The sequence below is a fragment of the Micromonospora sp. NPDC023644 genome (assembly GCF_040640115.1).
Lineage (GTDB): Bacteria > Actinomycetota > Actinomycetes > Mycobacteriales > Micromonosporaceae > Micromonospora.
Genome location: NZ_JBFABA010000003.1, coordinates 14,188 through 39,592, shown reverse-complemented (window position 1 = coordinate 39,592; position 25,405 = coordinate 14,188). Strand labels below are relative to the sequence as shown.

The following is a 25,405-nucleotide window of genomic DNA, read 5'->3' as shown; positions in this document are numbered from 1 at the left end:
TTAGGCTCGGCCGGTGAGCACGGAAACCGCACCGGCCGCCGAGCCGGTCACCGCGCCCCCGCCGGCCGGCTGGGAGGAGGCCCGGTCCCGGGTGTACGCCGTCGGCCTGGCCGCCGCGCTCCCGGCCGTCAGCCGGCCGCTCGCCGAGATCGACGGTCACACCCTCGCCGAGCCGCTGACCACCCGTACGGACCTGCCCGCCTTCCCCACCTCCAGCGTCGACGGCTGGGCGGTGCGCGGCGCCGGGCCGTGGCGGCCGGTCGGGCGGGTGCTGGCGGGCGGCACCCCGGCCCCGCTGACCGACGACGGGACGACCGTCGAGATCGCGACCGGCGCGATGGTGCCGGAGGGCACCACGGCCGTGCTGCGGGTGGAGGAGTCCCGTCGTACGCCGGAAGGGTTGGTCGACGGCACGCCGCGGCCGGCGCCGGAGTGGCGCGAGCCGGGCGAGGAGGCGTACGCCGGGGAGGAACTGGTCCCCGCCGGCGCCCCGGTGGACCCGGCGCTGATCGGCCTGGCCGCCTCCTGCGGGCACGACAGCCTGCTGGTGCGGCGGCAGCCCCGCGCCGCGCTGCTGGTCTTCGGCGACGAGCTGTTGACCGCCGGCCCGCCCGGCGCCGGCCGGGTGCGGGACGCGCTCGGGCCGGCGGTGCCGGCCTGGCTGCGCCGGTACGGCTGCCTGGTCCGCCCCTCGGACGTGGTGGGACCGGTGGCGGACACGCTCCCCGCGCACGTGGCGGCGCTGCGCGCCGCGCTGACCACCGCCGACCTCGTGTGCACGACCGGCGGCACGATGCACGGGCCGGTCGACCACCTGCATCCCGCGCTGGAGGCGCTCGGCGCCGACTACGTGGTCAACACGGTGGCGGTGCGGCCCGGGTTCCCGATGCTGCTGGCCCGGCTGGCCGACGCCGACGGCCGGGTCCGGTTCGTCGCCGGGCTGCCCGGCAACCCGCAGTCCGCCATCGTCGCCCTGGTCTCGCTGGTCGCCCCGCTGCTGGCCGGCCTGGCGGGCCGCCAGATGCCGGTGCTGCCGCACGCCACTCTCGCCGAGCCGGTGCGCGGCCGGGGCGCGTACACCCACCTGGCGCTGGTCCGGTTGGACCGGACCGCCGGCACCGCGCACCCGGTCCGGCACGTCGGCTCGGCGATGCTGCGCGGGCTGGCCGGCGCCGACGGGTTCGCCGTCATCCGCCCCGGCACCTCCGGCGAGCCGGGGGACCGGGTGCCGGTGGTGCCGCTGCCGCTGCTGCCCGGGGAGCGTGCGTGATGACCGCGCCGGCCACGACGTTCGGCGAGGTCACCGACCGGCCGCTCGACCTCGCCGCGCACGAGGCGGCGGTCGCGGACCGCCGGGCCGGCGCGGTGGTCTCGTTCCAGGGGGTGGTCCGCGACCACGACCACGGCCGCGCGGTGACCAGCCTGGAGTACGAGGGCCACCCGAGCGCCGAGCGGATCCTGCGCGAGGTCGCGGCCGAGATCGCCGCCGACCCGGACGTCTACGCGGTCGCGGTGTCGCACCGGGTCGGCCCGCTCGCCATCGGCGACTCGGCCCTGGTGGCGGCCGTCAGCACCGCCCACCGGGCCGCCGCGTTCGCGGCCTGCGCCCGGCTGGTCGACGAGGTCAAGGCGCGGCTGCCGATCTGGAAGCGGCAGGTCTTCGCCGACGGCACCGAGGAGTGGGTGAACTGCCCCTGAGGGGCGGCCTACCCCGTCAGCGGCGCAGGCTCGGCGTGGCCTGGCGGCCGAACCGGTCGGCGTAGAAGGCCGGCTCGGCGCCCGGGCGCCACGGCAGCGCGGCGACCAGCAGGATCAGGGCCAACGCCAGCGAGTTCTCCATCAGGGCGCCGAAGAGGCCGTCCTGGTAGTGCGACACCTCGGGGAGCTGGTGCTCGTACGGCCAGATCGGGGAGATCAGGAAGAGCAGGTAGAGCCCGATCGCGGCGGCGCCGTGCCGGAGCCCGGTCAGCGTCGGGTACCAGATCGGCGAGCGCAGCCCCGTCACCCCCGGCGGCCCGCCGTACGCGCCCTGGCCGGTCCGCTGGGACAGCCCGCGACTGGCGTCCCGCCGGCGTACGGCGGCGTCGGCCAGCACGATGATCGCCGGGATCACCCAGACCAGGTGGTGCGTCCAGGAGATCGGGCTGATCACGTTGGCGGTGAGGCCGACCAGCGTGAACGCGGTCAGCTCGTCGCCGTCGGCGCGGGCGTTGACGGCCCGGGAGAGGCCGACCGCCAGCATCAGCACCGAGAACGACAGCCAGAGCAGGCCGGGCGTCTCGATCGAGTCGTACAGCCGGGCCAGCAGCCCCGCCAGCGACTGGTTGGGCGTCATGTCGGCGGCCCCGACGCGCTCGGTCTGCCAGAGCACGCCCCCGAAGTAGGCCCGGGACTCCGTGCCGACGATCGCGAAGGAACCGACGGTCACGGCGATGACCGTGCCGATCGCGGTGGCCGCGGCGCGCCACTGCCGGGTGATCATCAGGTAGGCGATGAAGAGCGCGGGGGTCAGCTTGACCGCGGTGGCCAGCCCGATGCCCACGCCGGCCCAGGCGCCGCTGTAGACGAAGCGCAGCAGCGGGCCGTCGGTCGGGGCGAGGTGGGTGCCCCGGCGGGACCGCCAGCGCAGGCCGATCAGGTCGGCCATGATCAGTGCGAAGAGGAGCAGGTTGACCTGGCCGTAGCCGAGGGTCTCCCGGGCCGGCTCGACGGCGACCGCCAGCGGCGTCGCGATCCCCACGGTGAACCAGAGGGGCCAGCCGAGCCGGTCGACGATCGGGCGGAGCAGCCCGGCCAGCACGATGGCCAGGGCGGCGATGCTGGCGAGCGCGTTGACCATTCCGGCCATCCCGACCGGCAGGTGCGCCATCGGCAGCATCACCAGACCGCCGAACGGCGGGTAGGTGAAACCCAGGGTGGTGCCGGGTGCGATGAACTCGTAGAGCTCGTGACCGCTCGCCCACCACACCACCGCGCCGTGGTAGATCTTCATGTCGAAGAAGTTGTACGGCCGCCCGAAAGCACCGATGGCGAGCCATGCGGCATAGGCGACGGCGACCACGATGCCGGTCCGTACGACTGTCCTACGATCGATCCCACGCGTTACGCGACGGACTGGGGCGAGGCGGTCCACCCGTCTTCCGACGGTCGCCGGCATGGCGTGGCCACCCCCGTACCAAGGTCGTCCTACCCGTCCAGGTCCTGCACGGAGCCTAGAACGGCGCCTCACGTTAATGCCTCCCGCGTTATGCGACCGTGTCCGATCCCACACATGTTTTTGACATTTCCACCGCGTTAACGCCTGTCGGGTGGTTCAGGTGATTCGCGGTGTTGGCAGGTGAGGGGCCGGCCGGGAGGAGGTGTCGACGCAGGTCAGCCAGGCAGTCGTCGGGCCGTCGCTGCTGATCGTACGGCGATCCGGGCCTCCCTGCGGGCGGTACGGACGGCTCGCTGTACGGAACGTCGGGAGTGGCCGATCCGGTGACCGGCCCGCCACCGCAGCCCGGGCTCGCCGCCGGTGTCCGCGGCGGCGAGCAGTAGCCCGCCCAGGAGGCCGAGGTTCTTCAGGAAGTGGATCTGGTTGTTGTTCCGTGCCGCCGGGTCGTCGTTGTTCCAGAAGGGATGCCCGGCGAGGGTCACCGGGACCAGCGTGCCGGCGAGGACCAGCGCCGCCGGCCGGGCGAAGCGGCCCCTGGCGAGCATCAGCCCGGCACCGACCTGCACCGCCGCGTTGACCCGGATCAGCGTCTCGGTGTCCGTGGGGATGCGCGGATCGGCCCTTTCCAGCAGCGGGGTCACCCGGTCCGTCACGGGCTTCGCGGCCGCGACCAGCCGCCCGGGGTTCCGGAGGTTGTGGAACCCGCTGACCACGAAGATGCCGCTCAACATGGCGCGGGCGAGGGAGCGTACGGGTTTCATGGGTCAGTCATACCCCGTCGCCGGCCCGACTACCCCCGCAACCGCCGATCCGGATCGGCCGGCGTGGACGTCGCGCCACGCCGATTCGAGCGACCGTCGCTGATGGACCGGCTGTGAGGGGTAACGTGCCCCGCGTGACGACGCTGCGGTTGCGACCCGAGGACCCGGCCGACACCGGCGCGGTCCGGCGGGTGCTGGCCGCCGCGTTCGCCCGCCCCGAGGTGTCCACGCCGCCCGAGGTGCGGCTGGTCGAGGAGTTGCGCGACACCGACGCCTGGGTGCCGGAGCTGGCGATGGTCGCCGAGTACGGCGGCGAGGTCGTCGGCTACGCCCTGCTCACCCGGGTCCGGGTGAAGTCCGACGACCACACCGCGCCGGCGCTGGCGCTCGGCCCGGTGGCGGTCGCGCCGCACCGGCGGCGGCTCGGGCTCGGCACGGCGGTGGTGCAGGCGGCCCTCGAGGCGGCCACCGAGCTGGGTGAGCGGCTGGTGGTGGTGCTCGGCGACCCCGCCTACTACCACCGGTTCGGCTTCGGCCGGGCCGACCGGATGGGCCTGACCAGCCCCTGGTCGGGCCTCGGCGACCCCTGGCAGGCGCTGGTGCTGCCGCCGGCCACGAGCGGCGAGGGGCCGCCGCCGCGCGGCGAGGTGCTGTTCCCGCCGCCCTGGTCCAAGGTCTGACGCCCGCGAAGGTCTGACGGCCGCGCCGGGCCGGGCGTGGCGGCACGCCGCGCCGGTCGCCCCGACCGGTCAGGCCGGCTGGGTACGCAGGTAGCGGCCGAAGTGGGGGACGGTGAAGGCGACCGTGCCGCGCTCGCCGGAGTAGATCAGGCCCTTCTTGATCAGCGCGTCCCGGGCCGGGGAGAGGCTGGCCGGCTTGCGGCCCAGGGCCCGGGCGATCTCCGCCGTCGGCACGGCGGCGTCCATGTCGTCGCGGCCCCCGCCGTCGACCTCGCCCTCCACCAGGGACAGCGTCGCCATGGCCCGCATGTACTCGCGTTCGGCCGGGGTGGCCCGTTCGAAGCGGGAGCCGAAGAAGCCCACGGCCAGCTCCGCCTCGGCCTCGGGCGCGGCGACCCGCACGTCGGCGGCGGTGATCGGCGAGCGGGGCGCATGGTCCCAGGTCGCCTTCCCGTACGCCTGGACGAAGTACGGGTAGCCGCCGGACTTCTCGTAGAGCAGGTCGAGGGCCTTCTGCTCGTACTCCACCTCCTCGCGCTCGGCCGGCGCGCAGAGCGCCTGGTCGGCGGCGATCCGGTCGAGCCGGTCGATGCGCTGGTAGCGGAAGAGCCGCTCGGAGTACGACTTGGCGGCGCTGAGCACGGCCGGCAGGTGCGGCAGCCCGGCGCCGACCACGATCAGCGGCGCGCCGAGCTGGGACAGCTCGTGGCAGGCGGCGCAGAGCGCGGAGACGTCCTCCGGGCCGAGGTCCTGCATCTCGTCGATGAAGACCGCGATGCCGGTGCCGACGTCGGCGGCCACCGCCGCGGCGTCGGTGAGCAGCTCGACCAGGTCGATCTCGATGTCGCCGGAGTCGGCGCGGCCGCTGGCGGCGGGCACGTCGATGCCGGGCTGCCACCGGTCGCGCAGCTTCGGGGCGGTGGTGCCGCGACCGGTCGGCGCGGTCCGCTGGGCGAACGCCTTGAGCACGCCGAGGAAGGCGTCGATCCGGTCGGGGGCGCGGTGCCGGGGCGCCAGCTCGCGGACGGCCATGTGCAGCGCGGCGGCGATCGGGCGGCGCAGCGACTGGTCCGGCCGTGCCTCGATCTTGCCGCTGCCCCAGAGGTGGTTGATCGCCTGGGAGCGGAGGGTGTTGAGCAGCACCGTCTTGCCGACCCCGCGCAGGCCGGTGAGCATCAGGCTTCGTTCCGGCCGGCCCCGCGCGATGCGCTCCAGCACGACGTCGAAGACGTCCAGCTCGCGCCCCCGCCCGGCGAGCTCGGGGGGACGCTGGCCGGCGCCCGGGGCGTACGGGTTGCGGACCGGATCCACGCATCGCACAGTATCGGGCCGTCTAGCTGGGGGACTAGACATCCGTAGATGGGGCAACCGGCGTGTCGGGTCATCGGGATCGTCTCGACACGAAACTAGGGCTGTCTAGCGTCCACGCTAGACAGCCCTAGTTTTGGTAATCAGCGCTTCTTCAGGCAGAGCACGTAGTCGAGGAAGTCCAGCGAGTTGTCGTGCACGTAGTTGGCGGTCGCCTCCGGGGCCCGGGTCTTGCACCGGTCACCGTCCGTCGTGCCCGGGATCCGCAGCAGCACCTCGTACGTGTTGGGGCCGCAGGGCACCTTTCGCAGTTCGGCGTCCGTGGCCGTCCCGTCGTTGACCACGCAGTCGCCCTTCGCGAACACCTTCCGGCTGGGGCTCGGCTTGGCGGTGGTCGGCGCCGCGCTGGGCTCGTCCGTCGGCTCGTTCGTCGGCTGGCCCGTCGGGTCGGCGGGAGCGCTCATCGTCGGAGTCGCGATCGGATCCTCGTCCTCGCCGGCCTGCGAGAACGCCCAGCCGGCGAGACCGAGGCACGGGCAGAGCAGGAGCACCACGACCAGGCCGATGATCAGCGCGACCTTGCCACCGCTCTTCGCTGGCGGAGCGGCCGGCGGCATCGCGTACCCGCCGGGCACCGGTGCCGGGGCGCCCCACTGGTTGCCGGGCGCGGGCGCCGGACCGGCCGGTGGATACGGCCCGGCCGGCGGGTAGCCCCCCTGGTCCGCCGGCGGCTGGACCCCGGGCGGGGGCGGGTACCCGGCCCCGGAGGACGGCGGCGGATAGCCAGCCCCGGAGGACGGCGGCGGGGGGTAGCCGGGGTCCGGGGTCGGCGGCTGCGCGGGCTGGTTCCACGCCGGGTCCGGCTGACCCCACTGCGGGGTGGCCGGCGGTTCACCCCCGTACGGCTGCTGGCCCCACTGCGGTTCACCCCCGGGCTGCGGCTGGCCCCACTGCGCGGCGGCCGGCGGCTGCCCCCACTCCGGCAGTGTCGGGTCGATGGGAGGCGGGCCGCCCGGGGTGCCGGGCGGGCGCTGGTAGGGGTCGTCCGGCTGTGCGGGTGATCCGTAGGTCGTCATCTCTTCCTCAGGGGTGCGGTGGCTCAGCGCTGCTTCAGGCAGAGCACGAAGTCGAGGGTGTCCAGCTCGCTGTCGAAGAAGTACCAGTTGGTGTAGCCGTCAACCTTGGCGCACTTCGCCGCGGCGTCCTTCTCGCCGCTGGTCGGCCCGTCGATCCGGCGCAGCACCTCGTACGTCTGCGGGGCGCAGTCGCTGATCAGCAGCTTGGGTTTGCCGCCGGCCGGACCGTCGTTGCGGACGCACTGGCCGGCCTTGACGAAGCGCGGGTCGGCCGAGGACTCGGGGGCGGGGGTGGTCGGCGCGGCGACAGTCGCGCTCGCGGGGGTGGCCGGCGGGTCGGTCCTCGCCGCGGGCGCGGGCTCGCTCGGCGTGGCGACGGGCGTCTCGTCGTCCTGGTCGATCAGGTGGAGCACCGCGGCCCCGCCGGCCAGGACGAGCAACGCCACCGTGGCCAGCACCGCGACCAGCAAGGCCGCCCGCCCGCGCCGACGCCGCCGCGGTGGCGGGGCGGGACCTCCCGCGTACGGGGAGGAGACGGGGGTGCCGATGTCCCGGAAAGCGTACGGCTGCGCGCCGTACTCCGGTGGGGTCGAGCCGTACGGGTCCTCCCAGCCGCCCCGCCCGGCCGACGGACCGTACGACTCCTCGGGGCGCCGCCCCTGCCACGGGTCCGGGTCCCCTCGACCCGGTGCTCCGTAGTTCGCCATGCACGCCTCCCGCGCGAGTGGTGAGAGGCCGGCCACCAACGAGGGACGCCGACGCCCACGCCACCGTAGCGTGTCCACCGACGAGCCCACCTCCACCGAGTGCACCACCGCCCGCCGACGCGGGTACCCGGACCGGCACGGGCCGTACGGCTGCAATCCGGTGGTGGCGTTGGCGCTCGGCGCTTTTGTTCGCCGCCGAGTCGATCACCGCACAGGTGCTGCTCGGCGGCGCGGTCATCGTGGCCGGGGTGGCCCTCGTGGTGAGCACCGAGAGACCGCGACGTCCCGCCCGGGGGACCGCGCCGGAGCCGTCGCGCCGGTAGCGTCCGCCCGGTGTCGACCGGGCTGCTGGCAGGCGTGGCGCTGCTCGGCGCCCTGACCGGCCTCGTCGCCCCGCGGGCCGCCCGCCACTTCACCACCCCGGCCGCCCCGGTCGCGCCGCACCCGCCGAGCGCCCCGGTCGCGGCGGGTGCGGTCGTCTTCGCCGGGCTCGCGGCGGCCCGGGGGGCCGACGCCGTCCTGCCGGTTCTCCTCCTGCTGGCCGCCGTCGGGCTGGTGCTCGCCCTGGTCGACCTGGCCTGCCTGCGGCTGCCCGACCCGCTGGTCGGCGCCGCCGCGCTGGTCGCCGCCGTCGGCCTGACCGGCGCGGCGCTGACGTCCGGGACCCCCGGGCGCCTGCTCGGCGCGGTGGCCGGGGCCGCGCTCTGCTTCGCCTGCCACGTGTTGCTGGCGTTGCTGCCCGGCTCCCGGCTGGGCTTCGGCGACGTGAAGCTCGCCGCCGTCCTGGGCCTGCCGCTCGGCTGGCTCGGCGGCTCGTCCCTGGCGCTGGGGCTGCTCCTGCCGCACGTGCTCCACGGCGTGCTGGTGCTCGTCCTGCTGGTCGCCGGCAGGGTGCGCCGCGACACCCCGCTCCCGTTGGGCCCGGCCCTCCTCACCGGCGCCTGGCTGGCCGCCCTGACCCCCTGACCACGCGCCGACGGGGTCGGTCAGATGAGACGGAGCTGGCGTTCGCGGGGGCGGCGGGGCTCGGCCTCGCCGAAGCGCTCGAAGAGGCCCGGGTCGATGGCGTCGAGGAACGGCGACGGGGCGCACTCGCGTTCCGTGCCGTGCCGGCTGCGGCGGGCGGCGTGGGTGACGTACAGCCGGTCCTGGGCCCGGGTCAGCCCGACGAAGAAGAGCCGCCGCTCCTCGGCGATCGCGTCCTCGTCGGGCGTGCTGCCGGGCCAGCGCAGCGGGAGCAGCCCGTCCTCGGCGCCGACCAGGAAGACCACCGGGAACTCCAGCCCCTTGGCGGCGTGCAGGGTGAGCAGGGTGACCGCCTCGGCGCGTGGGTCGAGCGCGTCGACCTCCGCCCCGGTGGCGAGCTGGGACAGGAACAGCGGCAGGTCGTCGCCGCAGCGGCGGGCGAGCGGGGTGAGCAGGTCGACGGCCGAGCGGACGTCCTCCGGGCGGACCGCGCCGGCACCGTCCAGCGTCGGCACGGCGAAGCGCTCCGCCAGCACCTGTCCGGCCAGCCGCACCCGGGCGGCCAGCGAGCCGTCGAGCCCGTCGGCGTGGCGCAGCTCGCGGGCGATGGCGGCCACGCCGGGCCGGTCCCGCAGCCGGTCGTGCGAGCGCTTCTGCACCGGGATGTTCGCCCGGGCCAGCGCGTCCACGATCGGCGCGGCCTGCGCGTCGGTGCGGTAGAGCACCGCGATGTCGGAGAAGGAGAGCGAGGTCGACCGGCCGTCGATCCGCCCCGAGTCGAGCGACCGGTGGGAGAGACCGCCGACGAGCTCGTCGACGGTGCGTACGACGAACTCGGCCTCGTCGGCGACGGAGGCCGCCGGGTAGCGCCCCACCAGCGGGGCCTCCAGGTCGAGCCGGGCCGGGTCGAGCCGGCGCCCGCGCACCAGCGACGACGGCGCGATGGCCTGCACGGCGGCGGCCAGGATGGGCGCCGAGGAGCGGTAGTTGCGGTTCAGCCGGACCAGCCGGGCGTCGGTGAAGTCCTGCGAGAAGCGCAGGAAGTAGCCCACGTCGGCGCCCCGGAAGGAGTAGATGGCCTGGTCCGGGTCGCCGATCGCGCAGAGGTTGCCGTCGGCGGGGCTGAGCAGGCGCAGCAGCTCGTACTGCACCTCGTCGACGTCCTGGTACTCGTCGACGAAGATCCACCGCCAGCGCTCCCGGTACCGCTGCACCAGCTTCCGGTCGGCCTTCAGCAGCGCGACCGGCAGGGTCAGCAGCTCGTCCAGGTCCACCAGGTCATGCTTGCGCAGCAGCGCCGCGTAGCCGGCCTCGTCGTCGCCGGCCTCGGCGCGGGCCTCCGCCCGCTGGGCGTCGTCGGCGATCCGGAAGTCCGCCGGCAGGCCGACGGCGTCGGCGTTCTCCCGGAGGATGGTCAGCCCCAGCGAGTGGAAGGTGCCGACCGTGACGTCCTCGGCGACCGGCCCGAGCAGGCCGTCGAGGCGGTGCCGCAGCTCCTCGGCCGCCCGCCGGGTGAACGTGATCGCGAGGCACTGCTCCGGGAAGACGTTCAGCTCCGCGCAGAGGTAGGCGATCCGGTGGGTCAGCGTCCGGGTCTTGCCGGTGCCCGGCCCGGCCACGATGAGCAGCGGACCGCCCGGCGCGGAGGCGGCCACCCGCTGCATGGCGTCCAGGCGGTCCAGCAGGCCGGTGCCGACCTCCTCCATCCCGGCGAGCATCGGCTCGAACGGTTCGTGCGGCGAGGGCGTCGGCGCGATCGGGGGCGGCGGCGCGGGCGGCGCGGCCTTGCGCTTCGGCTCGGCCTTGGCCGCCGCCGGGCGCTTGGCCCGGGGCTTCGGCGCCGGCTCCGCGGGGGTGCGCTGCGCCGGCACGGGTACGTCGAAGAGGGTCTCCTGGGCCCCACCGGCGGCGCCGCCCAGCTCGGCCGGGTCGAAGAGGGTGATGACGCCGTACTCGCCGTCGTAGCCGGGGACCCGGCGCACGTCGCCCCGGCGCAGCCGGCCGATGCCCTCGGCGAGCAGTTCCCCGCCGGCCCGGCCGATCTCGTCGAGCGGCGTGGTGGTGAGGATCTCCAGCTCCGGGCCGAGGGCGGCGATCAGCTCGTGGAGCTTCCCCTCGACCCTCTTGGACCGGGCGCCCACCTTGTTGATCTCGCCGAGCACCTCGGCCAGCGGCACCAGGTGGGTGACGTCGCGGGCGTGCGCGGGGCGGTGCCCCGACGGCCGGTCGGCCAGCTCTTCGACCCGGCTGAGCACGCCGACGGTCAGGGGCTTGCCGCACTCGGGGCAGCGGCCACCGGCGGCCCGGGTCTTCTCGGGCGACCAGTTGACCCCGCAGAGCCGGTGCCCGTCCGCGTGGTACTTGCCCTCCTCCGGGAAGAACTCGATGGTCCCGGCGAGCCCGTCGCCGGTGCGCAGGGCGTCCCGGATGCCGAAGTAGTCCCGGGCGGTGGCGAAGACGGTGGCCTCCCGGGCCAGCGCCGGCGGCGAGTGCGCGTCCGAGTTGGACACCAGCCGGTAGCGGTCCAGGCTGCCGACGCGCCAGTTCATCTCGGGGTCGGAGGAGAGGCCGGTCTCGACGGCGAAGATGTGCTCGGCGAGGTCGGCGTAGCAGTCGGCGATCGCGTCGAAGCCCGACTTCGAGCCCAGCGCGGAGAACCACGGGGTCCAGATGTGCGCCGGCACGAGGTAGCCGTCGGCGCTGGCCTCCAGGGTGATCTCCAGCAGGTCCCGGGAGTCCAGGCCGAGGATGGGCCGGCCGTCCGAGCCGAGGTTGCCGATCCGCCCGAGCGCGGTGTTGAACCGGGCCACCGCGTCCAGGTCGGGCAGGTAGATCAGGTGGTGCACCTTGCGGGTGCGGTCGTCCCGCTTGTAGATCGTGGAGATCTCCACGCTGAGCATGAACCGGACCGGGTCCGCCTCCGCCTCGCTCGCCAGCCGGGGCGGCAGCCGGCGGGCGATGTCCCGCTCCGCCTCCGGGCTGAGCCGGTGCAGGCCGGGCTCGGCCGGGTGCAGCGTCTCGCGGAGGTGGTCGTACCAGGCGGGGTGGGTGAAGTCGCCGGTGCCGAGCACCCCGATGCCCTTGCGCCGCGCCCACCAGCCGAGGTTGGGCAGGGTGAGGTCGCGGCTGCACGCGCGCGAGTACTTCGAGTGGATGTGCAGATCCGCGACGAACGGCGAAGGGCCGCCGGGGGGTGCGGGACTGAACGGAGGCACGCCGCATCCTGTCACGCCCGCGCCATTACCCACCCGTCGCCACGCACACCCGTGACCTGAGCATCCGGTGCTGGACAACGCCGTCGCCCCGCGCTATGGGTCAGCGGGAGCGCAGCTCCACCAGGGTGATCTGCGGCTCGGCGCCGACGCGGACCGGCGGGCCCCAGAAGCCGGCGCCGTTGGTGACGTAGACCTGGGTGCCGTCGACCTCGCCGAGGCCGGAGACCACCGGCTGCTGGAGCTTGACCAGCAGGTTGAACGGGACCATCTGGCCGCCGTGGGTGTGCCCGGAGAGCTGGAGGTCGACGCCGAACTTAGCCGCCTCCACCGCGGCGACCGGCTGGTGGGCGAGCAGCACCACCGGGCGGTTCGGGTCGCGGCCCCCGAGCGCCGCCGCGTAGTCCGCCGGGGCGGCCAGCCCGGTGCCGGCGGCGGTGACGTCGTTCACCCCGGCCAGGTCGAGCACGCCGCCCCGGGCCTGGATTTCCGTCCGCTCGTTCTGCATGACCCGCAGGCCGAGGCGGTCCAGCTCCTGGACCCACTCCTCGACCCCGGAGTAGTACTCGTGGTTGCCGGTGACGAAGTAGCTGCCGTGCCGGGAGCGCAGGCCGCGCAGCGGCTCGGCCGCCTCGCCCAGCTCGGCGACCGAGCCGTCGACCAGGTCGCCGACGACGGCGACGATGTCGGCGTCCAGGCGGTTGATGGCGGCGACGATCCGCTCGGTGTGCGCCCGCCCGCGCAGCGGACCGAGGTGGATGTCGGAGACCGTGGCGATCCGCAGGCCGTCCATGCTCCGGGGGAGCTTGGCCAGCGGGATCTGCACCCGGTCGAGCTGCGGCGGGCCGAGGGCGGTGCGGATGCCGTACCCGGTGAGGCCGGTGGCGGTGAGCCCGGCGAAGATCGCCGCCCCACGGGCGAGCAGCAGCCGGCGGGCCGGGTCGTGGTCGGGCTGTGCGACGGCGTCGGCGGCCGGCGGGTCGGCCGGGCCCGCCGCGCCCACCATGGCGGGCTCGGGCGCGGCGGCGGTGGGCTCCGCGGCGGCGACCCGGCGACGCAGCACGAGCTTGGTCACCGCCATCGGCACTTCCAGCGCCACGAGCAGGACCAGCAGGTAGAACATGACGGCGAGCCAGAGGTAGCCCGGCCACGCGAGCCAGTAGAGGCCCGCCTGGGTGCCGGCCATCGTCGCCGGTACGAGCAGCGCGAGCACCAGGGCGGTGATCCCGCCGACCCGCCGCCAGCGCCCCGGGGCGGTGGTGTCCCGCACCAGGCGCTTCCACAGGTAGAGGTGGATCAGGCCGGTGATCAGTGCCATGGTGGCGACGAACGCCAGTGCCGCCAGCATGTGTGCGCCTCCCTCAGCCGCCCGCGAAGGGCGGCAGGACGTCGATCGTGGCCCCGGCCGGAAGCGGTGCCCGCCGATCATGACAGGTCACGCCGTCGACCAGGAAACTCGCCACCTTCAGGACGGCGGCCAGCGGCTCACCGTGCCGGTCGGTCAGCTCCACGAGGAGTTCGTCCAGGGACCGCCCGGCGGATGCGGTCTCCTCGGTCCGGCCGGCGGCGGCCCGCGCCCCGGCGAAGTAGCGCACGGTCAGCGGCGCCCCGGCGTCGGCCGCCCCGACCGGCGGCGCGGCGGGCGCCGGCCGGGCCTGGGCCGGCGGCCCGGTGCGATCCGGGCGCGTCGGTTCCGTCACGGTCAGCCTCCGATCGCGGACATCGGCCGGGCGGGCTGGAGGAAGGTCGGGTCGTCGATGCCGTGCCCGGCCCGCTTGCCCCACGTCGCGACCCGCCAGCGCCGGGCCAGTTCGTCGTCGTTCGCCCCGGCCCGCAGGGCGCCGCGCAGGTCGGACTCCTCGGTGGCGAAGAGGCAGGCGCGCACCTGCCCGTCGGCGGTGAGTCGGGTGCGGTCGCAGTCGCCGCAGAACGGCCGGGTGACGCTGGCGATCACGCCGACCCGGGCGGGGCCGCCGTCGACCAGCCAGGTCTCGGCCGGCGCCGCGCCGCGCTCCGCCGGATCGGGGGTCAGGTCGAACTCCCCGCGCAGGGAGGCCAGGATCCCTTCGGCGGTGACCATCGTGTCCCGGTCCCAGCCGTGCTGGGCGTCGAGCGGCATCTGCTCGATGAAGCGCAGCTCGTAGCCGTGGGCGATGGCGAAGCGGAGCAACTGTGGCGCCTCGTCGTCGTTGACGCCGCGCATCAGCACCGAGTTGATCTTGACGGGGGTGAGCCCGGCGGCGGCGGCCCCGGCCAGCCCGGCCAGCACGTCGGCCAGGCGTGGACGCCGGGTCAGCCGGGCGAACCGCTGCGGATCCAGCGTGTCCAGCGACACGTTCACCCGGTCCAGCCCGGCGGCGCGCAGCGCGGGGGCGAGCCGGTCCAGCCCGATGCCGTTGGTGGTCAGCGAGATCCGGGGGCGCGGCTCCAGCGCCGCCACGGCGGTCACGATGTCGACCAGGCCGGGCCGGATCAGCGGCTCACCGCCGGTGAACCGCACCTCGGTCACGCCGAGCAGGCGTACCGCCACCCCGACCAGCCGGACGATCTCGTCGTCGCCGAGCAGTTGCGGGCCGGGCAGCCAGGCCAACCCCTCGGCCGGCATGCAGTAGGTGCAGCGCAGATTGCACTTGTCGGTCAGGGAGACCCGCAGGTCCCGGGCGACGCGGCCGTACCGGTCGGCGAGGACGCCGTCGGTCGGCGGGGCGGCGGTCACCTGTCGACCGTAGCGCGCCCGAGCCCGGCCAGGGCCGACCGGGCGGTGCGGGCGACCGCATCGCGGTACGCGCCGCCGAACAGGGCGGCGTGCACCAGCATCAAATGGAGCTGGTGCAGCGGCACCCGCTCCCGCCACCCGTCGGCCAGCGGCCACTCCTCCGCGTACGCGGCGAGGATCCGGTCCAGGTGCGGCGCGCCGCCGAAGAGCGCCAGCTGCGCCAGGTCGGTCTCGCGGTGCCCGCCGTGCGCCGCCGGGTCGACCAGCCAGACCCGCTCGTCCGCGCCCCAGAGCGCGTTGCCCGGCCAGAGGTCCCCGTGGATCCGCGCCGGCGGCTCGTCCCCGCCGAACTCGCCGATCCGCTCGACGACCTGCTCGACCAGGCCGGCCTCGGCGCCGGTGAGCGCGCCGCCGTCGACCGACATACGCAGGTACGGTGCGAGCCGGGCCCGGGCGAACCAGCCCGACCAGGGGCCGTCGTCGGGGGTGTTGTCCGCCGGCAGCGCCCCGATGAAGCCGTGCCACCCGGCGCCGAAGGCCGACGCCCCGGCGCGGTGCAGCCCGGCCAGTTCCCGGCCGAACCGCTCGGCTGCCCCGGGCGTCGGCTCGCCGGGGTCGACCCACTCCAGCGCGAGCAGCCCGGGCAGCGCCGCGACCACCTCCGGTACGGCGACCGTCCCGGCCTCGCGCAGCCAGCGCAGGCCGGCCGCCTCGGCGACGAAGAAGCCCTCCGGCACGGGCCTGCCGGCGGTCTCCGGCCAGGTCTTGGCGAAGACGGAGTGCCCGTCGTCCAGCGTCAGCCTCGACGCGGCGCAGATGTCGCCGCCGGCGACCGGTGTCTCCCGGATCCGCTGGTGGGTCAGGAAGGTCGGCAGGTGCTCCGGGTGCGCCCGCAGGTACGCCAGATCCATGACGGCAAGGTAGCCCTCTGACGGCGTCCCGTCCCGCCGGAAACGGCCTGTCGTCCGATCCCGCCGGCCGTCCGGCCTGCCGGGGACGGGCGGTGGTGAATCTTGGCAGGCTTCGGCCCCTCGGGGGCCCTTTCGCGCCAAGATCGCCGGAGGTGGTTCGGGCGGTGCCCGTTGGAGGGGTGGCGTCAGCGGTCGGGGATTGGCTTGAGCTGCGTAAATACTCTCCGTGTCTGTGGATGGGCGGCGTGTCGTCCACAGGGCCCCGCCGGCCGCCCGCCCGGGCCGCAGGCTGCCAGCCATGACCCCGACCGACCGCCCCCGGCTCGCCGTCCGTTCCCCCGCCGACCTCATCGCCGCCGTGCCCTACCTGCTCGGCTTCCACCCGGCCGACAGCGTCGTCGTCGTGGCGATGCGGGGCCGCCGGATCACCTTCGCCGCCCGCGCCGACCTGCCCGACCTCGCCGACCCGCGCGACCCCGCCGGCCACCTCGCCGGGGTCGTCGCCCAGCAGCACGCCGAGACCGCCACGGTCCTGGGCTACGGCCCGGCGCCGCTGGTCACTCCGGCGGTCGACGCCGTGCGCGCCGCGCTGACCGCCGCCGGGCTGTCCGTGCTCGACGCCCTGCGCGTCACCGACGGCCGCTACTGGTCGTACCTCTGCACCGAGCCAACCTGCTGCCCACCCGACGGCACCCCCTACGACGTCGCTGCCAGCGAGGTCAGCGCGGCGGCCGTCTTCGCCGGCCAGGTCGCCCTGCCCGACCGGGCCGCCCTCGTCGCGCAGGTCGCCCCGGTGACCGGGCCAGCCCGTTCAGCCGTACGCCGGGCCACCGCCCGCGCCGAGCGACGCCTGGCGGCCCTGCTCGACCGGGCACCCGCGAGCGACCCGCTCGGCGGGCGGGCGGTCCGCTCGGCGGGGGCGGCGGCCGTACGCACCGCGCTACGCCGGCACCGGCGGGGGCAGCGGCTCACCGACGACGAGGTGGCCTGGCTGAGCGTGCTGCTGACCCGCGTGCCCGTGCGGGACCACGCCTGGGAGCGCACCGACGGGCGGGACGCGGACATCGCGCTCTGGACCGACGTGCTGCGCCGGGCCGAGCCGGAGCTGATCGCCGCGCCGGCCGCGCTGCTGGCGTTCGCGGCGTGGCGGGCGGGGCAGGGGGCGCTGGCGGCGGTGGCCCTGGAACGGGCCCTGGCCGAGCACCCCGGTCACTCGATGGCGCTGCTCCTCGACGACCTGCTGCGCCGGGGCGTGCCACCGTCCCGACTGGACGGCTGGCCGGCGGTGGGAGCGCCCGGCGTGCTGCGCCGCAGGCGCAGGCGGAGCGGCCCCCGATGATCCGTCAGCGCCGGGCCGGTGCGGGGCGTCCCCGGGTGGCGGGTGTCGGCCGGATCTGGTGGGGTGGTCGCACGTCCCAGATCCGTTGGAGAGGCCTCGAAGCAGGTGTAGGCACGTGACGATCGACCAGACGACAGCCGTCCCGACCGACGAGCAGATCCGGGCGCTGCACGAACGGTACGCGCCGACGGAGGAAGCCTTCCTGCTCGTCTACACCCACTGCCAGATCGTCTGTGCCGTGGCGGAGCAGCTGCTCGACAGGCACCGCGCGGCCTTGGACGTCGCCCTGGTGCGTGCGGGATGCCTCCTGCACGACATCGGCGTCTACCGCCTCTACGACGCGACGGGGCGACTCGATCAGGAGAACTACATCCGCCACGGGATGCTCGGCCACGCGCTGCTACGCGATCTCGGATTCCCTGACCTGGTCGGCAGATTCTGCTCCCACCACACCGGGGTCGGGCTCACCCGTGAGGACGTGCTGCGGCAGCGCCTGCCACTACCGGTGGACGACTACACGGCCGACACCGTGGAGGAGCAGCTCGTCATGTACGCGGACAAGTTCCACAGCAAGACGACACCGCCCACGTTCGTGACCACGGCGTCCTACGCCGCCGGCGTGCGGCGGTTCGGCGAGGACAAGGTGGCCCGGTTCGCGGCGCTGGTGGAGAAGTTCGGCGAACCGGACCTGTTACCGCTGTCCCGCCGCTACCGGCAGCCGCTGGTCTGAGGCCGGCTGCTTCTGTAGGAGTGGCCCGGTCGGTCAGTTGGCCGTGGCCGATCCCGCGTTCAGCAACGCCGGGTCCACGTCCGGAACGGCGAGCCTGGGGTTCCACCCTGCCCCCACGACACGCATGACGAACCCCGCAACCTCCTCCAACTGGCGGGCACTGGCCAGCCCACCGACCACCGCAGCCCGCGCGCCGAGATCCTCGATCAGCGTGCCGACGCGTGCGAGCGCCTCGGGCTGGTCGCCGCAGATCGCCACGACCGGGGCCGAGTCGCGCGGTCCCGCGTAGGGCCAGGACGCTCCGGCGAACAGGTGGAGTGCCTTCACCACGTGAGCGCCCCGCGCCACGCGAGCGACAAGCTCCGCCGCCGAGCCCGACGTCGGCTTCAGCCGACCGGTGGCGTAGTCGACGGCGTTGGTGCAGTCGATCACCGTCGTGCCGCTCAAGGAGCCATCGGCACCACCGACGAGAGAGATTGCCTCCTCCAGGCCCTCCCAGGCGACCGCGACCACGACCACCTCGACGCGTGCTGCGAAGTCGGCGGGTGCGACAGCCTGGGCTCCGCCGCCGATCTGGCTGGCGGCCCGGTTGGCGTTCTCCGGATTGCGCCCCGTCACCACGACCGCATGGCCGGTTCCCGCCCAGGCCCGGCCAAGCGTCGTGGCGAGGGTGCCCGTTCCCAGGATTCCTACGTTCACCGCGATCTCCTTCATCTGTGGGAAGACCCGAGAAACGCTAGGAGGCCGGTTCCTACTGCCTGGTAGGAGACTTTGCGGACACTGGAGGGATGATCGACGGCACCTGCCAGACATTCGTGTCGGACTGTCACGTCCGCGCGGCAGTCGAACTCATCAACCACACGTGGGATCCGGTGGTGCTGTCGGCGCTGCGCGCCGGACCGACGAGACGCAACGACCTGTTGCGACGGATCGCAGGCGTCAGCGACAAGGTGCTGACGCAGGCGCTACAGCGCCTCCGAGCGCGGGGACTGGTCGTCCGACAGGGCGACGACGGGCGAGCGCCGGAAGGTCGCGGCGCCGTGTATCAGCTGTCGCCCCTGGGCGAGTCGTTCGCCGACGGCCCACTCGCGCAACTGGCCCAGTGGGCCGCGGCGAACCAGGCGGAACTCGTCGAGTCGTCGACGACGCCTTGACCCGCGACGCCCAGCGGCCACAACTGCGCCGGCCGGCACTTCGTCGCTTCATGGCGAAATTCGGCCCCAACCTGCAATGGGGGCGAGGACAGTTGGACGAGCGGAGGAACCTATGACGTGCCGTCAGCGCGCGTGACCCGCTGCCGGTAGCTGCTCAGGGAGAGGCCGAGGACCGACCGGAACTCGTTGGCGAGGTGGGCGTGGTCGCTGTAGCCGAGGTCGGCGGCGACCGTGGCCAGGGTCGTGTCCGGGTCGGTACGCAGGCGCTCGGCCGCCTCCTGTAGCCGACGCCGACGGATCATCGTCGACGGCGGCAGCCCGACGTACCGTCCCGCGAGCCGCTGCAACGAGCGGGTGGACAGGCGCACGCGTACGGCCGCGTCCTCGACCGTCCGGATCGCCGGATCGGTGTCGATGACCTCGGCCATCGTGTTGGCCAGCAGCGCCTCGTCGTTCGGCGGCGGGATCGTGTCGCTGAACCATCCCGCGAATGCCTCGACGGCCCGGCGGTGCCGGGTCTGCCGGTCGCCCGGGCGGGTCATGGCGTGGCGCACCCCCTCGTGCAGGACGGGTAGGTCCACGGGTTGGTAGCGGTCCCGCAGGGCCGCCGGGTCCGCGACGAGGTGGCGTACGGCTGCCGGCCGCAGCAGGGCACCGACGGCCCAGCCGGTCCCGGTGAGATCACGGTACGAACCGCCGGTCGTCGGCCCGGAGATGCCGACCGCACCCGGTTCGACGACGGGATTGCAGGCGGGGAAGGCGATCAGATGCTGCCGGGAGGACCGCCCCGGCTGGATCTGCCACTCCGGGATCCAGAACCACCGCACCCACTGGCGCACCGCATCCGGTGGCGGGAGCCGGTCGAACGTGGGCAGCCGCGCCGGGTAGAGGACACCCCGTGGGCTCGCCGCGCCCGGCTGGGGCGCCTGGCGCGAATCTTCAAGCCGGTCCACGCCCGCCGTTCCTACGATCGGTCACATGACTGCAACGAGCCGAGCCGTCGACGGTGAGCACACCACGAACGGTACGCCGCACGGCGCCACCAGCCTGACCCCCTTCCTCGCGATCCCCGACGCGCGCGGCGCCATCGATTTCTATCGGGACATCTTCGGTGCCCGGGTGGTCGACGTGACCGAAATGGGCGGAGTCGTGGCCCACGCCGTCCTCGACTTCGGCCACGGGCTGCTGCAACTCGGCGAGCCGATGCCCGACTACGGCCTCGTCGCGGCACCCGAAGGGGACCAGGACTGCTACTCGATGGGCCTCTACTGCCCGGACGTGGACGCGGTCGTCGCCCGGGCCCAGGCGGCCGGCGCCGTCGTCCGCGAGGCGCCGTCCACGTTCGTGTCCGGCGACCGGTTCGCCAGCATCAGGGACCCCTTCGGCGTACGGTGGTCGGTCATGACCCGGGTGGAGGATCTCTCCGAGGAGGAGAGCGCGCGACGGGTCGCCGAATGGGCTGAGCAGCAGAACCAGGCGAGCTGACCCGCCGTACCGGGCCAAGCAACGGTCCCCCGGGGAAGCCGAGCGTCGCCTGGAAGACCTAACGTGTCGGACGTGAACGGTGCAGGCTGGTTGGCGGACACCAGGGACTCCTACGACACCGTTGCCGCCAGCTACGCGGAGCTGGTGCGCGACCTCCTGGTTGACGCGCCCCACGAGCGGGCGGCCCTGGCGTTGTTCGCCGAACTGGTGCTGACCGCCGGCGGAGGCCCGGTCGCCGACATCGGGTGCGGGCCCGGACGCGTCACCGCCCACCTGCACCGGCACGGCCTCGACACCTTCGGCATCGACCTTTCCCCGGGGATGATCGAGGTGGCTCGGCGAGACCATCCCCACCTGCGCTTCGAGGTGGGCTCGATGACCGACCTCGCGCTCGCCGACGCCTCGGTCGCGGGCGTGATCGCCTGGTACTCGCTCATCCACATCCCGGACGACGAGATCGGCCGGGTCTTCGCGCACTTCCGACGGGTACTGCGCCCAGGGGGCCCGCTGCTGCTCGGCTTCCACGTCGGCGACGGGTCACGGTTGAAGACGGAGGGCTACGGCGGCCATCCCATGAAGGTCCACGTCCACCGCCGCCGGCCGGCACAGATGGCGGCCTGGCTGCGTGCGGCCGGGTTCGCGGTGGAGGCCGAGACGGTGGTCACCTCGCCCGAGAGCAGGCTCGGCGGCATCCTCTTCGCCCGTCGGCATCCCCTGGACGAGTAGTCCCGGAGCCGGTCAGGAGGCGGGCAGCATCGGAGAGCGCGCCCCGGAGGGTCAAACGCGCTCGGTCAACTCGGCGACGAACGCGCGCCACGCCACGGGCGAGAAGGTGAGCGCCGGGCCGGCCGGGTCCTTCGAGTCGCGGACGGCGACGACGCCGGGGAGGTTGTCGGCGACCTCGACGCAGGCGCCGCCGTTCGAGCTGCTGCGGGTGCTCTTGCGCCACTGCGCGCTGGTTAGGTCATCCATGATCGCGCTCTCAACAGGTCGATGGTCTGGTCTCGCGGCAGCGCGACCGACCTCACGGTATCCCAGACCGCCCAGAGCGGAGCAACGTCATTCGTGAGGCGGCCGGCGGCTTGGTCATCGAGGTAGCCGACCTCGCCATCGGGTGTGCTGGCGATGATGAACGGTCCGGCCTGGCCGGGATGCAGCCCGGCGCGGAGGGGAAGTACGTGGATCATGACGTTCGGACGCCGAGCAAGCTCGATCAGGTGATCAAGCTGTGATTGCATGACCGCAGGCTCGCCCCGCCGAAGCGCAGCCTCATCGATCACGAAGACCAGAAGAGGAGGACGTGGTCGGTCGAGCACGGCGGCCTGCCGACGTAGCCGTGCGTCGACATGGGCTTCCGCGTCAGCCATCAGCGGTCCGCTGGTGAGGACGGCCCTGGCGTAGTCCTCGGTTTGTAGGAGGCCCGGGAGGACGGCTGACTCGAACCATCGCAGCCCTGATGCCTCGCGCTCAATCTCGGTCCACGGTCTGAACCAGGCTGGCTCGCGGCGCTTCAACGCGTCCGGCCACAGCTCTTCTATGTCCTTGTTCAGAATTTCGGCGACCCGGGCACGGTGACGGGTCTGCGGAATTCGTCCCTGGCTTACCCACCTCGCCGCCGTCTTCGGATCGACGCCGACTTGAGCTGCCAGGCTCTCCGCAGTCTCACCGGCCTTCGCCATCGCTACCTGTACCGCCCGGTTCATCCCCACCCCTCACGCGAACGTCCCGAATGCCCGCAGTACAGACTGCTACGCGGTGTGATCGACCCGCAACCCTCGGCAGGGTGCTTTGTAGACGGCACGAGCCGGTGGAGGCATCCCGAGGCCCGCCGGTCGTGCCGCGAGGGGGTCGCCGCCGGGCGAGCATCCGTGGCGGCCCCCTCCTCCAACATCGACGGACGAGGGGGGAAGACCTTGCCGGACCGCCAGCCGCCACCGAAGCGGCAGATCAAGTCGGGCGACGTCCTGTACCTGACCAGGGCCGCGAGCCCCCAGTTCGTCCGCCCGATCTTCGTGCGCGTGATCCGCGTCCTGACCGACTGGCACACGTACCACGGTTGGTGCTGGATCGACGTCTACGAGCTGGGCGCGCGCGGCGACGCCGTGGACCGGCGCTCGCTCTACGTGTGGTGCGAGGGGGTGCGCTGGCGTACCACGGCTCCGGCCGTCGGGGCGCCGGCCCGCCGCCGGCCGACCTCCCGCCTGCGGGTCACGGCATGACCCGACGCCGCGCCCACCTGCCCACCCGGCCCACCTGGCGCTGCGCGGCCTGCGGGATCGCCTGGCCGTGTTCGGCGGCGAAGCTGCGGCTGCTCGCCGAGTACCGGACGGACCGGGCGGCCCTGCTGATCCACCTGGCGGCCCTCCAGGTCGAGGCGGGCGAGCAGCTCGCCGCGCTGGAGCAGGCCACGGCGCCGGCCGACCTGACCGACCGTTTTACCGGCTGGGCCCGCCCGCGCTGACCGTCGTCGGCGGGGCACCGATGGGGCACGGCGGGCGTGGGTGCGGCACGGCGGTCTCCGCCGGAGGACGTAGTGGATGCTCGTTCCGTGGGGCGAGTCGACAGGATCGCCGCCGGTACAGAATGGTTCCGTGCCCCCATCCATCGCACGCACCGCATGAGCGTCGGACTGCTGCTGTCGCTCGCCGGCCTGGCCCTGGTCGACAGCACGAGCATCGGCACGCTCTTCATCCCCGTCTGGCTGCTGCTCGCCCCCGGGCCGGTCAACGCCCGCCGGATCCTCGGCTACCTCGGCACGATCGCCGTCTTCTACTTCGCCGTCGGGCTGCTGCTCGCCCTCGGCGGCAGCCGGCTGGCCGACGTGCTCGGCGGGGCCATGGACAACCGGCCGGTGCTCTGGGCGCAGCTCGTCCTCGGGGTCGGGCTGTTCGTGCTCAGCTTCCGCTACGACGGCAAACGACCCCGGAAGGCCGGGGGCGTGCTGCGCTGGCGGGACCGGGCCACCGCCGGCGACTCCTCGGCACGGTGGCTGGTCGGGCTGGCGCTGCTCGCCGCGCTCGCGGAGGTGGCGACGATGCTGCCGTACCTCGGCGCGGTCGGCTTGCTGACCACCTCCGGGCTCGGCGCGGCGGAGGTGGTGGCGCTGCTGGGCGGCTACTGCCTGGTCATGGTCCTGCCGGCGGTGCTGCTGTTGGCGGCCCGGGTGGCCTGGCCGAGGCTGGTCGAGCCGGTGCTGGCCCGGCTCAACGCCTGGATCATGCGGACCTCCGGCAGCATGCTCGGCTGGATCCTCGGCATCGCCGGCTTCCTGCTCGCCCGCGACGCCGCGTTCCGGCTGGGGCTGTTCGACTAGCGGGCGGATCAGGTGGTGACCCGTTCGGGGCAGGCGTAGACGTTCATCGCGTTGCCGCGCAGGAAGCCGACCAACGTCAGCCCGGCCTCCTCGGCCAGCTCCGTCGCCAGGGTGCTCGGCGCGGAGACCGCCGCGAGCAGCGGCACCCCCGCCATCCACGCCTTCTGGGTCAGCTCGAAGCTCGCCCGCCCGGAAACCAGCAGGACGTGCCCGGCCAGCGGCAGCCGCCGCTCGCGGACCGCCCAGCCGACCACCTTGTCGACGGCGTTGTGCCGGCCGACGTCCTCGCGCAGCACCACCAGGTCGCCGTCGGCGGTGAACAGGCCCGCCGCGTGCAGGCCGCCCGTGCGGTCGAAGCCGCGCTGCGCCGCGCGCAGCCGCTCCGGCAGCGCGGCCAGGACCGCCGCCGGCACGGTCACCGGATCGTCGCCCACCGCGAAGACCGATCGGGTACGCACGGCGTCGATGCTCGCCTTGCCGCACACCCCGCAGGAGCTGGTGGTGTAGAAGTTCCGGGCCGGATCGACGGCCGGTTCGGGCACGCCGGGCGACAGCACCACGTCCACCACGTTGTACGTGTTGGGAGTCTCCGCGCCGGCACAGAGCTGTGCGGTGCGCACGTCGTCGGCGGAGCGGATCAGCCCCTCGGTCAGCAGGAAGCCGATCGCCAGGTCGAGATCGTCGCCGGGCGTACGCATGGTCACCGCGAGCGGCCGCCGGCGGCCGGGGCCGGCCGCACCGACCCGGATCTCCAGCGGCTCCTCCACGGCCAGGCTGTCCTGCCGGCGTACCGAGGTGCGGCCCGAGGCCGCCGCGTCGAGGTCGATGCGGAGCACGCCGCGCCGGTCAGTCGCCCGTCCCATCCCGTCATCCTGCACCCCCGCCCGGTCCGCCGCGCGGCTACGGTGGCCGGGTGGACGCGTACGCGGCGGTGGTGCTGGCGGGGGGCGCGGCGCGCCGGATGGGGGGCGTCGACAAGCCCGCCCGGACGGTCGGCGGCCGGCCCATGCGGGACCGGGTGCTCACCGCGGTCGCCGACGCCGCGCCGCGCATCCTGGTCGGCCCGCCCGGGCCGGTGCCCGCCGGGGTGCGGGTGACCCGGGAGGAACCGGTGGGCGGTGGCCCTGTCGCCGCCGCAGCGGCCGGGCTGGCCCTGCTCGACCCCGGTACGCCGGTGGTCGCCCTGCTCGCCGCCGACCTGCCCCTGCTCACCCGCGCGGCGGTCGGCGGGCTGCTCGACCAGCTCGACGCCGGTCACGACGGCGCCTGCTACGTCGACGGCGACGGGCGGCGGCAGACCCTCTGCGGCGTGTGGCGGGTGGCCCCGCTGCGCGCCGCCCTGGACCGTCTCGCCGCCGAGCGCACCACCGGGCACTCCGGCGGTGCCGCCGAGCGCGCCACGGGGCATCAAGGGGGGTCCGTCGAGCGCGCCACCGGGTCCGCCGCGTCGCTGGCGGGGGCGCCGATCAGGGCGTTGCTCGCCGGGTTGCGGGTGCGCGAGGTGGCGTGGTCGGGCACCGGCCCGCCGCCCTGGTTCGACTGCGACACTGACGAGGACGTACGCCGGGCGGAGGAGTGGACGCGATGACGGTCATGGACGACTGGGTGACGGCGGCCTGTGCCGAGCTCGACCTGGATCCCGCCCAGGTGCCGGTGCCGGCCGTGCTCGACCTGGCCAAGGACGTGGCGCACCAGGTGCTGCGGCCGGGCGCGCCCGTCACCGCGTACCTCCTCGGGTTGGCGGTCGGTCGCGGCGCGGACCCGGCCGGCGCCGCGGCCCGGCTCAGCGCGCTGGCCGCCTCCTGGCCGGTCGAGCTGGGCGCCGAACGCCCGGGCGGGGCACCCGCCTGACCTCCGCTGTCCGATCGCGGTCGGGCTGATTCGTCCCCC

General features: G+C 74.4%; 29 protein-coding genes. 14 read left to right on the top strand and 15 right to left on the bottom strand.

Features of this window, described 5'->3' with window-relative positions; translation table 11 throughout:
- Positions 1 to 13: 13 nt before the first annotated feature.
- Together AB0G08_RS03170 and AB0G08_RS03165 are read left to right on the top strand one after the other, a co-directional pair.
- Positions 14 to 1,270, top strand: coding sequence for a molybdopterin molybdotransferase MoeA (locus AB0G08_RS03170; protein WP_358082355.1), 1,257 nt, complete (start codon positions 14 to 16; stop codon positions 1,268 to 1,270).
- Positions 1,270 to 1,698 carry a molybdenum cofactor biosynthesis protein MoaE gene (locus tag AB0G08_RS03165; protein ID WP_358082352.1) on the top strand — a complete coding sequence of 143 codons (429 nt, stop codon included), beginning with the start codon at positions 1,270 to 1,272 and terminating at the stop codon, positions 1,696 to 1,698. The genes AB0G08_RS03170 and AB0G08_RS03165 overlap by 1 nt, the downstream gene beginning before the upstream one ends.
- A gap of 16 nt (positions 1,699 to 1,714) precedes the next feature.
- Here AB0G08_RS03165 and AB0G08_RS03160 read toward each other — a convergent pair whose 3' ends face one another.
- Complete coding sequence (locus AB0G08_RS03160; RefSeq protein ID WP_358082349.1) at positions 1,715 to 3,157, bottom strand: glycosyltransferase 87 family protein; 1,443 nt, start codon at positions 3,155 to 3,157, stop codon at positions 1,715 to 1,717.
- 215 nt (positions 3,158 to 3,372) lie between these two features.
- On the bottom strand, positions 3,373 to 3,918 hold the full coding sequence (locus AB0G08_RS03155; protein WP_357878063.1) for a DoxX family protein: 546 nt from the start codon (positions 3,916 to 3,918) through the stop codon (positions 3,373 to 3,375).
- Between the two features lie 125 nt (positions 3,919 to 4,043).
- Here AB0G08_RS03155 and AB0G08_RS03150 point away from each other — a divergent pair, with 125 nt between their 5' ends.
- Entirely contained in the window at positions 4,044 to 4,598 is a 555-nt protein-coding gene (locus AB0G08_RS03150; protein WP_358082346.1) for an N-acetyltransferase, read from the top strand.
- A 69-nt stretch (positions 4,599 to 4,667) separates the two neighbouring features.
- Here the strand turns inward: AB0G08_RS03150 and AB0G08_RS03145 are convergent, their stop codons facing one another.
- From AB0G08_RS03145 to AB0G08_RS03135, 3 genes are all read right to left on the bottom strand, one after another.
- A complete protein-coding gene (locus tag AB0G08_RS03145) occupies positions 4,668 to 5,909 on the bottom strand; it encodes an ATP-binding protein (protein WP_358082343.1) in 1,242 nt (413 codons plus the stop codon).
- A 140-nt stretch (positions 5,910 to 6,049) separates the two neighbouring features.
- Positions 6,050 to 6,478 (bottom strand): PT domain-containing protein, encoded by a 429-nt coding sequence (locus tag AB0G08_RS03140; RefSeq protein ID WP_358082901.1) that lies wholly within the window; start codon positions 6,476 to 6,478, stop codon positions 6,050 to 6,052.
- Between the two features lie 527 nt (positions 6,479 to 7,005).
- Positions 7,006 to 7,530, bottom strand: a complete 525-nt coding sequence (locus AB0G08_RS03135; protein WP_358082898.1) for a hypothetical protein — start codon at positions 7,528 to 7,530, stop codon at positions 7,006 to 7,008.
- Between the two features lie 492 nt (positions 7,531 to 8,022).
- Between AB0G08_RS03135 and AB0G08_RS03130 the strand changes: the two genes are divergently transcribed.
- Positions 8,023 to 8,655 carry a prepilin peptidase gene (locus AB0G08_RS03130; protein ID WP_358082340.1) on the top strand — a complete coding sequence of 211 codons (633 nt, stop codon included), beginning with the start codon at positions 8,023 to 8,025 and terminating at the stop codon, positions 8,653 to 8,655.
- A gap of 20 nt (positions 8,656 to 8,675) precedes the next feature.
- On the opposite strand, the gene AB0G08_RS03125 is transcribed toward AB0G08_RS03130, so the two are convergent.
- From AB0G08_RS03125 to AB0G08_RS03105, 5 genes are all read right to left on the bottom strand, one after another.
- Positions 8,676 to 11,870, bottom strand: a complete 3,195-nt coding sequence (locus AB0G08_RS03125; RefSeq protein WP_358082337.1) for a UvrD-helicase domain-containing protein — start codon at positions 11,868 to 11,870, stop codon at positions 8,676 to 8,678.
- Positions 11,871 to 11,970: 100 nt separating this feature from the next.
- Complete coding sequence (locus AB0G08_RS03120; RefSeq protein ID WP_358082334.1) at positions 11,971 to 13,215, bottom strand: metallophosphoesterase; 1,245 nt, start codon at positions 13,213 to 13,215, stop codon at positions 11,971 to 11,973.
- A gap of 13 nt (positions 13,216 to 13,228) precedes the next feature.
- Positions 13,229 to 13,468, bottom strand: coding sequence for a MoaD/ThiS family protein (locus tag AB0G08_RS03115; protein ID WP_358082895.1), 240 nt, complete (start codon positions 13,466 to 13,468; stop codon positions 13,229 to 13,231).
- Between the two features lie 101 nt (positions 13,469 to 13,569).
- Positions 13,570 to 14,583 carry a GTP 3',8-cyclase MoaA gene (gene moaA / locus AB0G08_RS03110; protein WP_358082331.1) on the bottom strand — a complete coding sequence of 338 codons (1,014 nt, stop codon included), beginning with the start codon at positions 14,581 to 14,583 and terminating at the stop codon, positions 13,570 to 13,572.
- Complete coding sequence (locus tag AB0G08_RS03105; RefSeq protein ID WP_358082328.1) at positions 14,580 to 15,494, bottom strand: fructosamine kinase family protein; 915 nt, start codon at positions 15,492 to 15,494, stop codon at positions 14,580 to 14,582. Before AB0G08_RS03105 ends, moaA begins: the two co-directional genes overlap by 4 nt.
- A 298-nt stretch (positions 15,495 to 15,792) precedes the next feature.
- On the opposite strand from AB0G08_RS03105, the gene AB0G08_RS03100 reads away from it, so the two are divergent.
- Positions 15,793 to 16,833 (top strand): DUF4192 domain-containing protein, encoded by a 1,041-nt coding sequence (locus tag AB0G08_RS03100; RefSeq protein ID WP_358082325.1) that lies wholly within the window; start codon positions 15,793 to 15,795, stop codon positions 16,831 to 16,833.
- A 115-nt stretch (positions 16,834 to 16,948) separates the two neighbouring features.
- Positions 16,949 to 17,563, top strand: a complete 615-nt coding sequence (locus AB0G08_RS03095; protein ID WP_358082322.1) for an HD domain-containing protein — start codon at positions 16,949 to 16,951, stop codon at positions 17,561 to 17,563.
- 33 nt (positions 17,564 to 17,596) lie between these two features.
- Here AB0G08_RS03095 and AB0G08_RS03090 read toward each other — a convergent pair whose 3' ends face one another.
- Positions 17,597 to 18,277 carry an NAD(P)-binding domain-containing protein gene (locus AB0G08_RS03090; RefSeq protein ID WP_358082319.1) on the bottom strand — a complete coding sequence of 227 codons (681 nt, stop codon included), beginning with the start codon at positions 18,275 to 18,277 and terminating at the stop codon, positions 17,597 to 17,599.
- 74 nt (positions 18,278 to 18,351) lie between these two features.
- Between AB0G08_RS03090 and AB0G08_RS03085 the strand changes: the two genes are divergently transcribed.
- The gene (locus AB0G08_RS03085; protein WP_358082316.1) at positions 18,352 to 18,717 is read left to right on the top strand and encodes a helix-turn-helix domain-containing protein; all 366 of its coding nucleotides are present in this window, start codon (positions 18,352 to 18,354) and stop codon (positions 18,715 to 18,717) included.
- Between the two features lie 110 nt (positions 18,718 to 18,827).
- Here AB0G08_RS03085 and AB0G08_RS03080 read toward each other — a convergent pair whose 3' ends face one another.
- Positions 18,828 to 19,670: a helix-turn-helix domain-containing protein gene (locus tag AB0G08_RS03080; protein WP_358082314.1), complete on the bottom strand. Its 843-nt coding sequence runs from the start codon at positions 19,668 to 19,670 to the stop codon at positions 18,828 to 18,830.
- Positions 19,671 to 19,695: 25 nt separating this feature from the next.
- On the opposite strand from AB0G08_RS03080, the gene AB0G08_RS03075 reads away from it, so the two are divergent.
- Both AB0G08_RS03075 and AB0G08_RS03070 read left to right on the top strand, forming a co-directional pair.
- A complete protein-coding gene (locus AB0G08_RS03075; RefSeq protein ID WP_358082311.1) occupies positions 19,696 to 20,202 on the top strand; it encodes a VOC family protein in 507 nt (168 codons plus the stop codon).
- Positions 20,203 to 20,274: 72 nt separating this feature from the next.
- Complete coding sequence (locus AB0G08_RS03070; protein WP_358082308.1) at positions 20,275 to 20,928, top strand: class I SAM-dependent methyltransferase; 654 nt, start codon at positions 20,275 to 20,277, stop codon at positions 20,926 to 20,928.
- A gap of 51 nt (positions 20,929 to 20,979) precedes the next feature.
- Here AB0G08_RS03070 and AB0G08_RS03065 read toward each other — a convergent pair whose 3' ends face one another.
- Together AB0G08_RS03065 and AB0G08_RS03060 are read right to left on the bottom strand one after the other, a co-directional pair.
- Positions 20,980 to 21,174 (bottom strand): DUF397 domain-containing protein, encoded by a 195-nt coding sequence (locus AB0G08_RS03065; RefSeq protein WP_358082304.1) that lies wholly within the window; start codon positions 21,172 to 21,174, stop codon positions 20,980 to 20,982.
- Positions 21,162 to 21,905, bottom strand: a complete 744-nt coding sequence (locus AB0G08_RS03060) for a helix-turn-helix transcriptional regulator (RefSeq protein WP_358082302.1) — start codon at positions 21,903 to 21,905, stop codon at positions 21,162 to 21,164. Before AB0G08_RS03060 ends, AB0G08_RS03065 begins: the two co-directional genes overlap by 13 nt.
- Positions 21,906 to 22,115: 210 nt before the next feature.
- Between AB0G08_RS03060 and AB0G08_RS03055 the strand changes: the two genes are divergently transcribed.
- The 3 genes from AB0G08_RS03055 (at position 22,116) to AB0G08_RS03045 (ending at position 23,515) form a co-directional block, all read left to right on the top strand.
- Positions 22,116 to 22,421: a hypothetical protein gene (locus AB0G08_RS03055; RefSeq protein ID WP_358082300.1), complete on the top strand. Its 306-nt coding sequence runs from the start codon at positions 22,116 to 22,118 to the stop codon at positions 22,419 to 22,421.
- Entirely contained in the window at positions 22,418 to 22,663 is a 246-nt protein-coding gene (locus AB0G08_RS03050) for a flavin reductase (RefSeq protein WP_358082297.1), read from the top strand. The genes AB0G08_RS03055 and AB0G08_RS03050 overlap by 4 nt, the downstream gene beginning before the upstream one ends.
- A gap of 156 nt (positions 22,664 to 22,819) precedes the next feature.
- Positions 22,820 to 23,515 (top strand): GAP family protein, encoded by a 696-nt coding sequence (locus tag AB0G08_RS03045; RefSeq protein ID WP_358082294.1) that lies wholly within the window; start codon positions 22,820 to 22,822, stop codon positions 23,513 to 23,515.
- 8 nt (positions 23,516 to 23,523) lie between these two features.
- On the opposite strand, the gene fdhD is transcribed toward AB0G08_RS03045, so the two are convergent.
- The gene (gene fdhD / locus AB0G08_RS03040) at positions 23,524 to 24,378 is read right to left on the bottom strand and encodes a formate dehydrogenase accessory sulfurtransferase FdhD (protein WP_358082291.1); all 855 of its coding nucleotides are present in this window, start codon (positions 24,376 to 24,378) and stop codon (positions 23,524 to 23,526) included.
- A gap of 50 nt (positions 24,379 to 24,428) precedes the next feature.
- Between fdhD and AB0G08_RS03035 the strand changes: the two genes are divergently transcribed.
- Complete coding sequence (locus AB0G08_RS03035) at positions 24,429 to 25,103, top strand: NTP transferase domain-containing protein (protein WP_358082288.1); 675 nt, start codon at positions 24,429 to 24,431, stop codon at positions 25,101 to 25,103.
- Positions 25,100 to 25,366 carry a DUF6457 domain-containing protein gene (locus AB0G08_RS03030; RefSeq protein ID WP_358082285.1) on the top strand — a complete coding sequence of 89 codons (267 nt, stop codon included), beginning with the start codon at positions 25,100 to 25,102 and terminating at the stop codon, positions 25,364 to 25,366. Before AB0G08_RS03035 ends, AB0G08_RS03030 begins: the two co-directional genes overlap by 4 nt.
- Positions 25,367 to 25,405 lie beyond the last annotated feature (39 nt).

Excerpts from the sequence above, each read along its gene's own strand:
- AB0G08_RS03165 (WP_358082352.1), top strand. The coding sequence starts at position 1,270 with ATGACCGCGCCGGCCACGACGTTCGGCGAGGTCACCGACCGGCCGCTC.
- AB0G08_RS03160 (WP_358082349.1), bottom strand. The coding sequence starts at position 3,157 with ATGCCGGCGACCGTCGGAAGACGGGTGGACCGCCTCGCCCCAGTCCGT.
- AB0G08_RS03155 (WP_357878063.1), bottom strand. The coding sequence starts at position 3,918 with ATGAAACCCGTACGCTCCCTCGCCCGCGCCATGTTGAGCGGCATCTTC.
- AB0G08_RS03120 (WP_358082334.1), bottom strand. The coding sequence starts at position 13,215 with ATGCTGGCGGCACTGGCGTTCGTCGCCACCATGGCACTGATCACCGGC.
- AB0G08_RS03105 (WP_358082328.1), bottom strand. The coding sequence starts at position 15,494 with ATGGATCTGGCGTACCTGCGGGCGCACCCGGAGCACCTGCCGACCTTC.
- AB0G08_RS03100 (WP_358082325.1), top strand. The coding sequence starts at position 15,793 with ATGACCCCGACCGACCGCCCCCGGCTCGCCGTCCGTTCCCCCGCCGAC.
- AB0G08_RS03090 (WP_358082319.1), bottom strand. The coding sequence starts at position 18,277 with ATGAAGGAGATCGCGGTGAACGTAGGAATCCTGGGAACGGGCACCCTC.
- AB0G08_RS03085 (WP_358082316.1), top strand. The coding sequence starts at position 18,352 with ATGATCGACGGCACCTGCCAGACATTCGTGTCGGACTGTCACGTCCGC.
- AB0G08_RS03075 (WP_358082311.1), top strand. The coding sequence starts at position 19,696 with ATGACTGCAACGAGCCGAGCCGTCGACGGTGAGCACACCACGAACGGT.
- AB0G08_RS03065 (WP_358082304.1), bottom strand. The coding sequence starts at position 21,174 with ATGGATGACCTAACCAGCGCGCAGTGGCGCAAGAGCACCCGCAGCAGC.
- AB0G08_RS03060 (WP_358082302.1), bottom strand. The coding sequence starts at position 21,905 with ATGAACCGGGCGGTACAGGTAGCGATGGCGAAGGCCGGTGAGACTGCG.
- AB0G08_RS03050 (WP_358082297.1), top strand. The coding sequence starts at position 22,418 with ATGACCCGACGCCGCGCCCACCTGCCCACCCGGCCCACCTGGCGCTGC.
- AB0G08_RS03045 (WP_358082294.1), top strand. The coding sequence starts at position 22,820 with ATGAGCGTCGGACTGCTGCTGTCGCTCGCCGGCCTGGCCCTGGTCGAC.
- fdhD (WP_358082291.1), bottom strand. The coding sequence starts at position 24,378 with ATGGGACGGGCGACTGACCGGCGCGGCGTGCTCCGCATCGACCTCGAC.
- AB0G08_RS03030 (WP_358082285.1), top strand. The coding sequence starts at position 25,100 with ATGACGGTCATGGACGACTGGGTGACGGCGGCCTGTGCCGAGCTCGAC.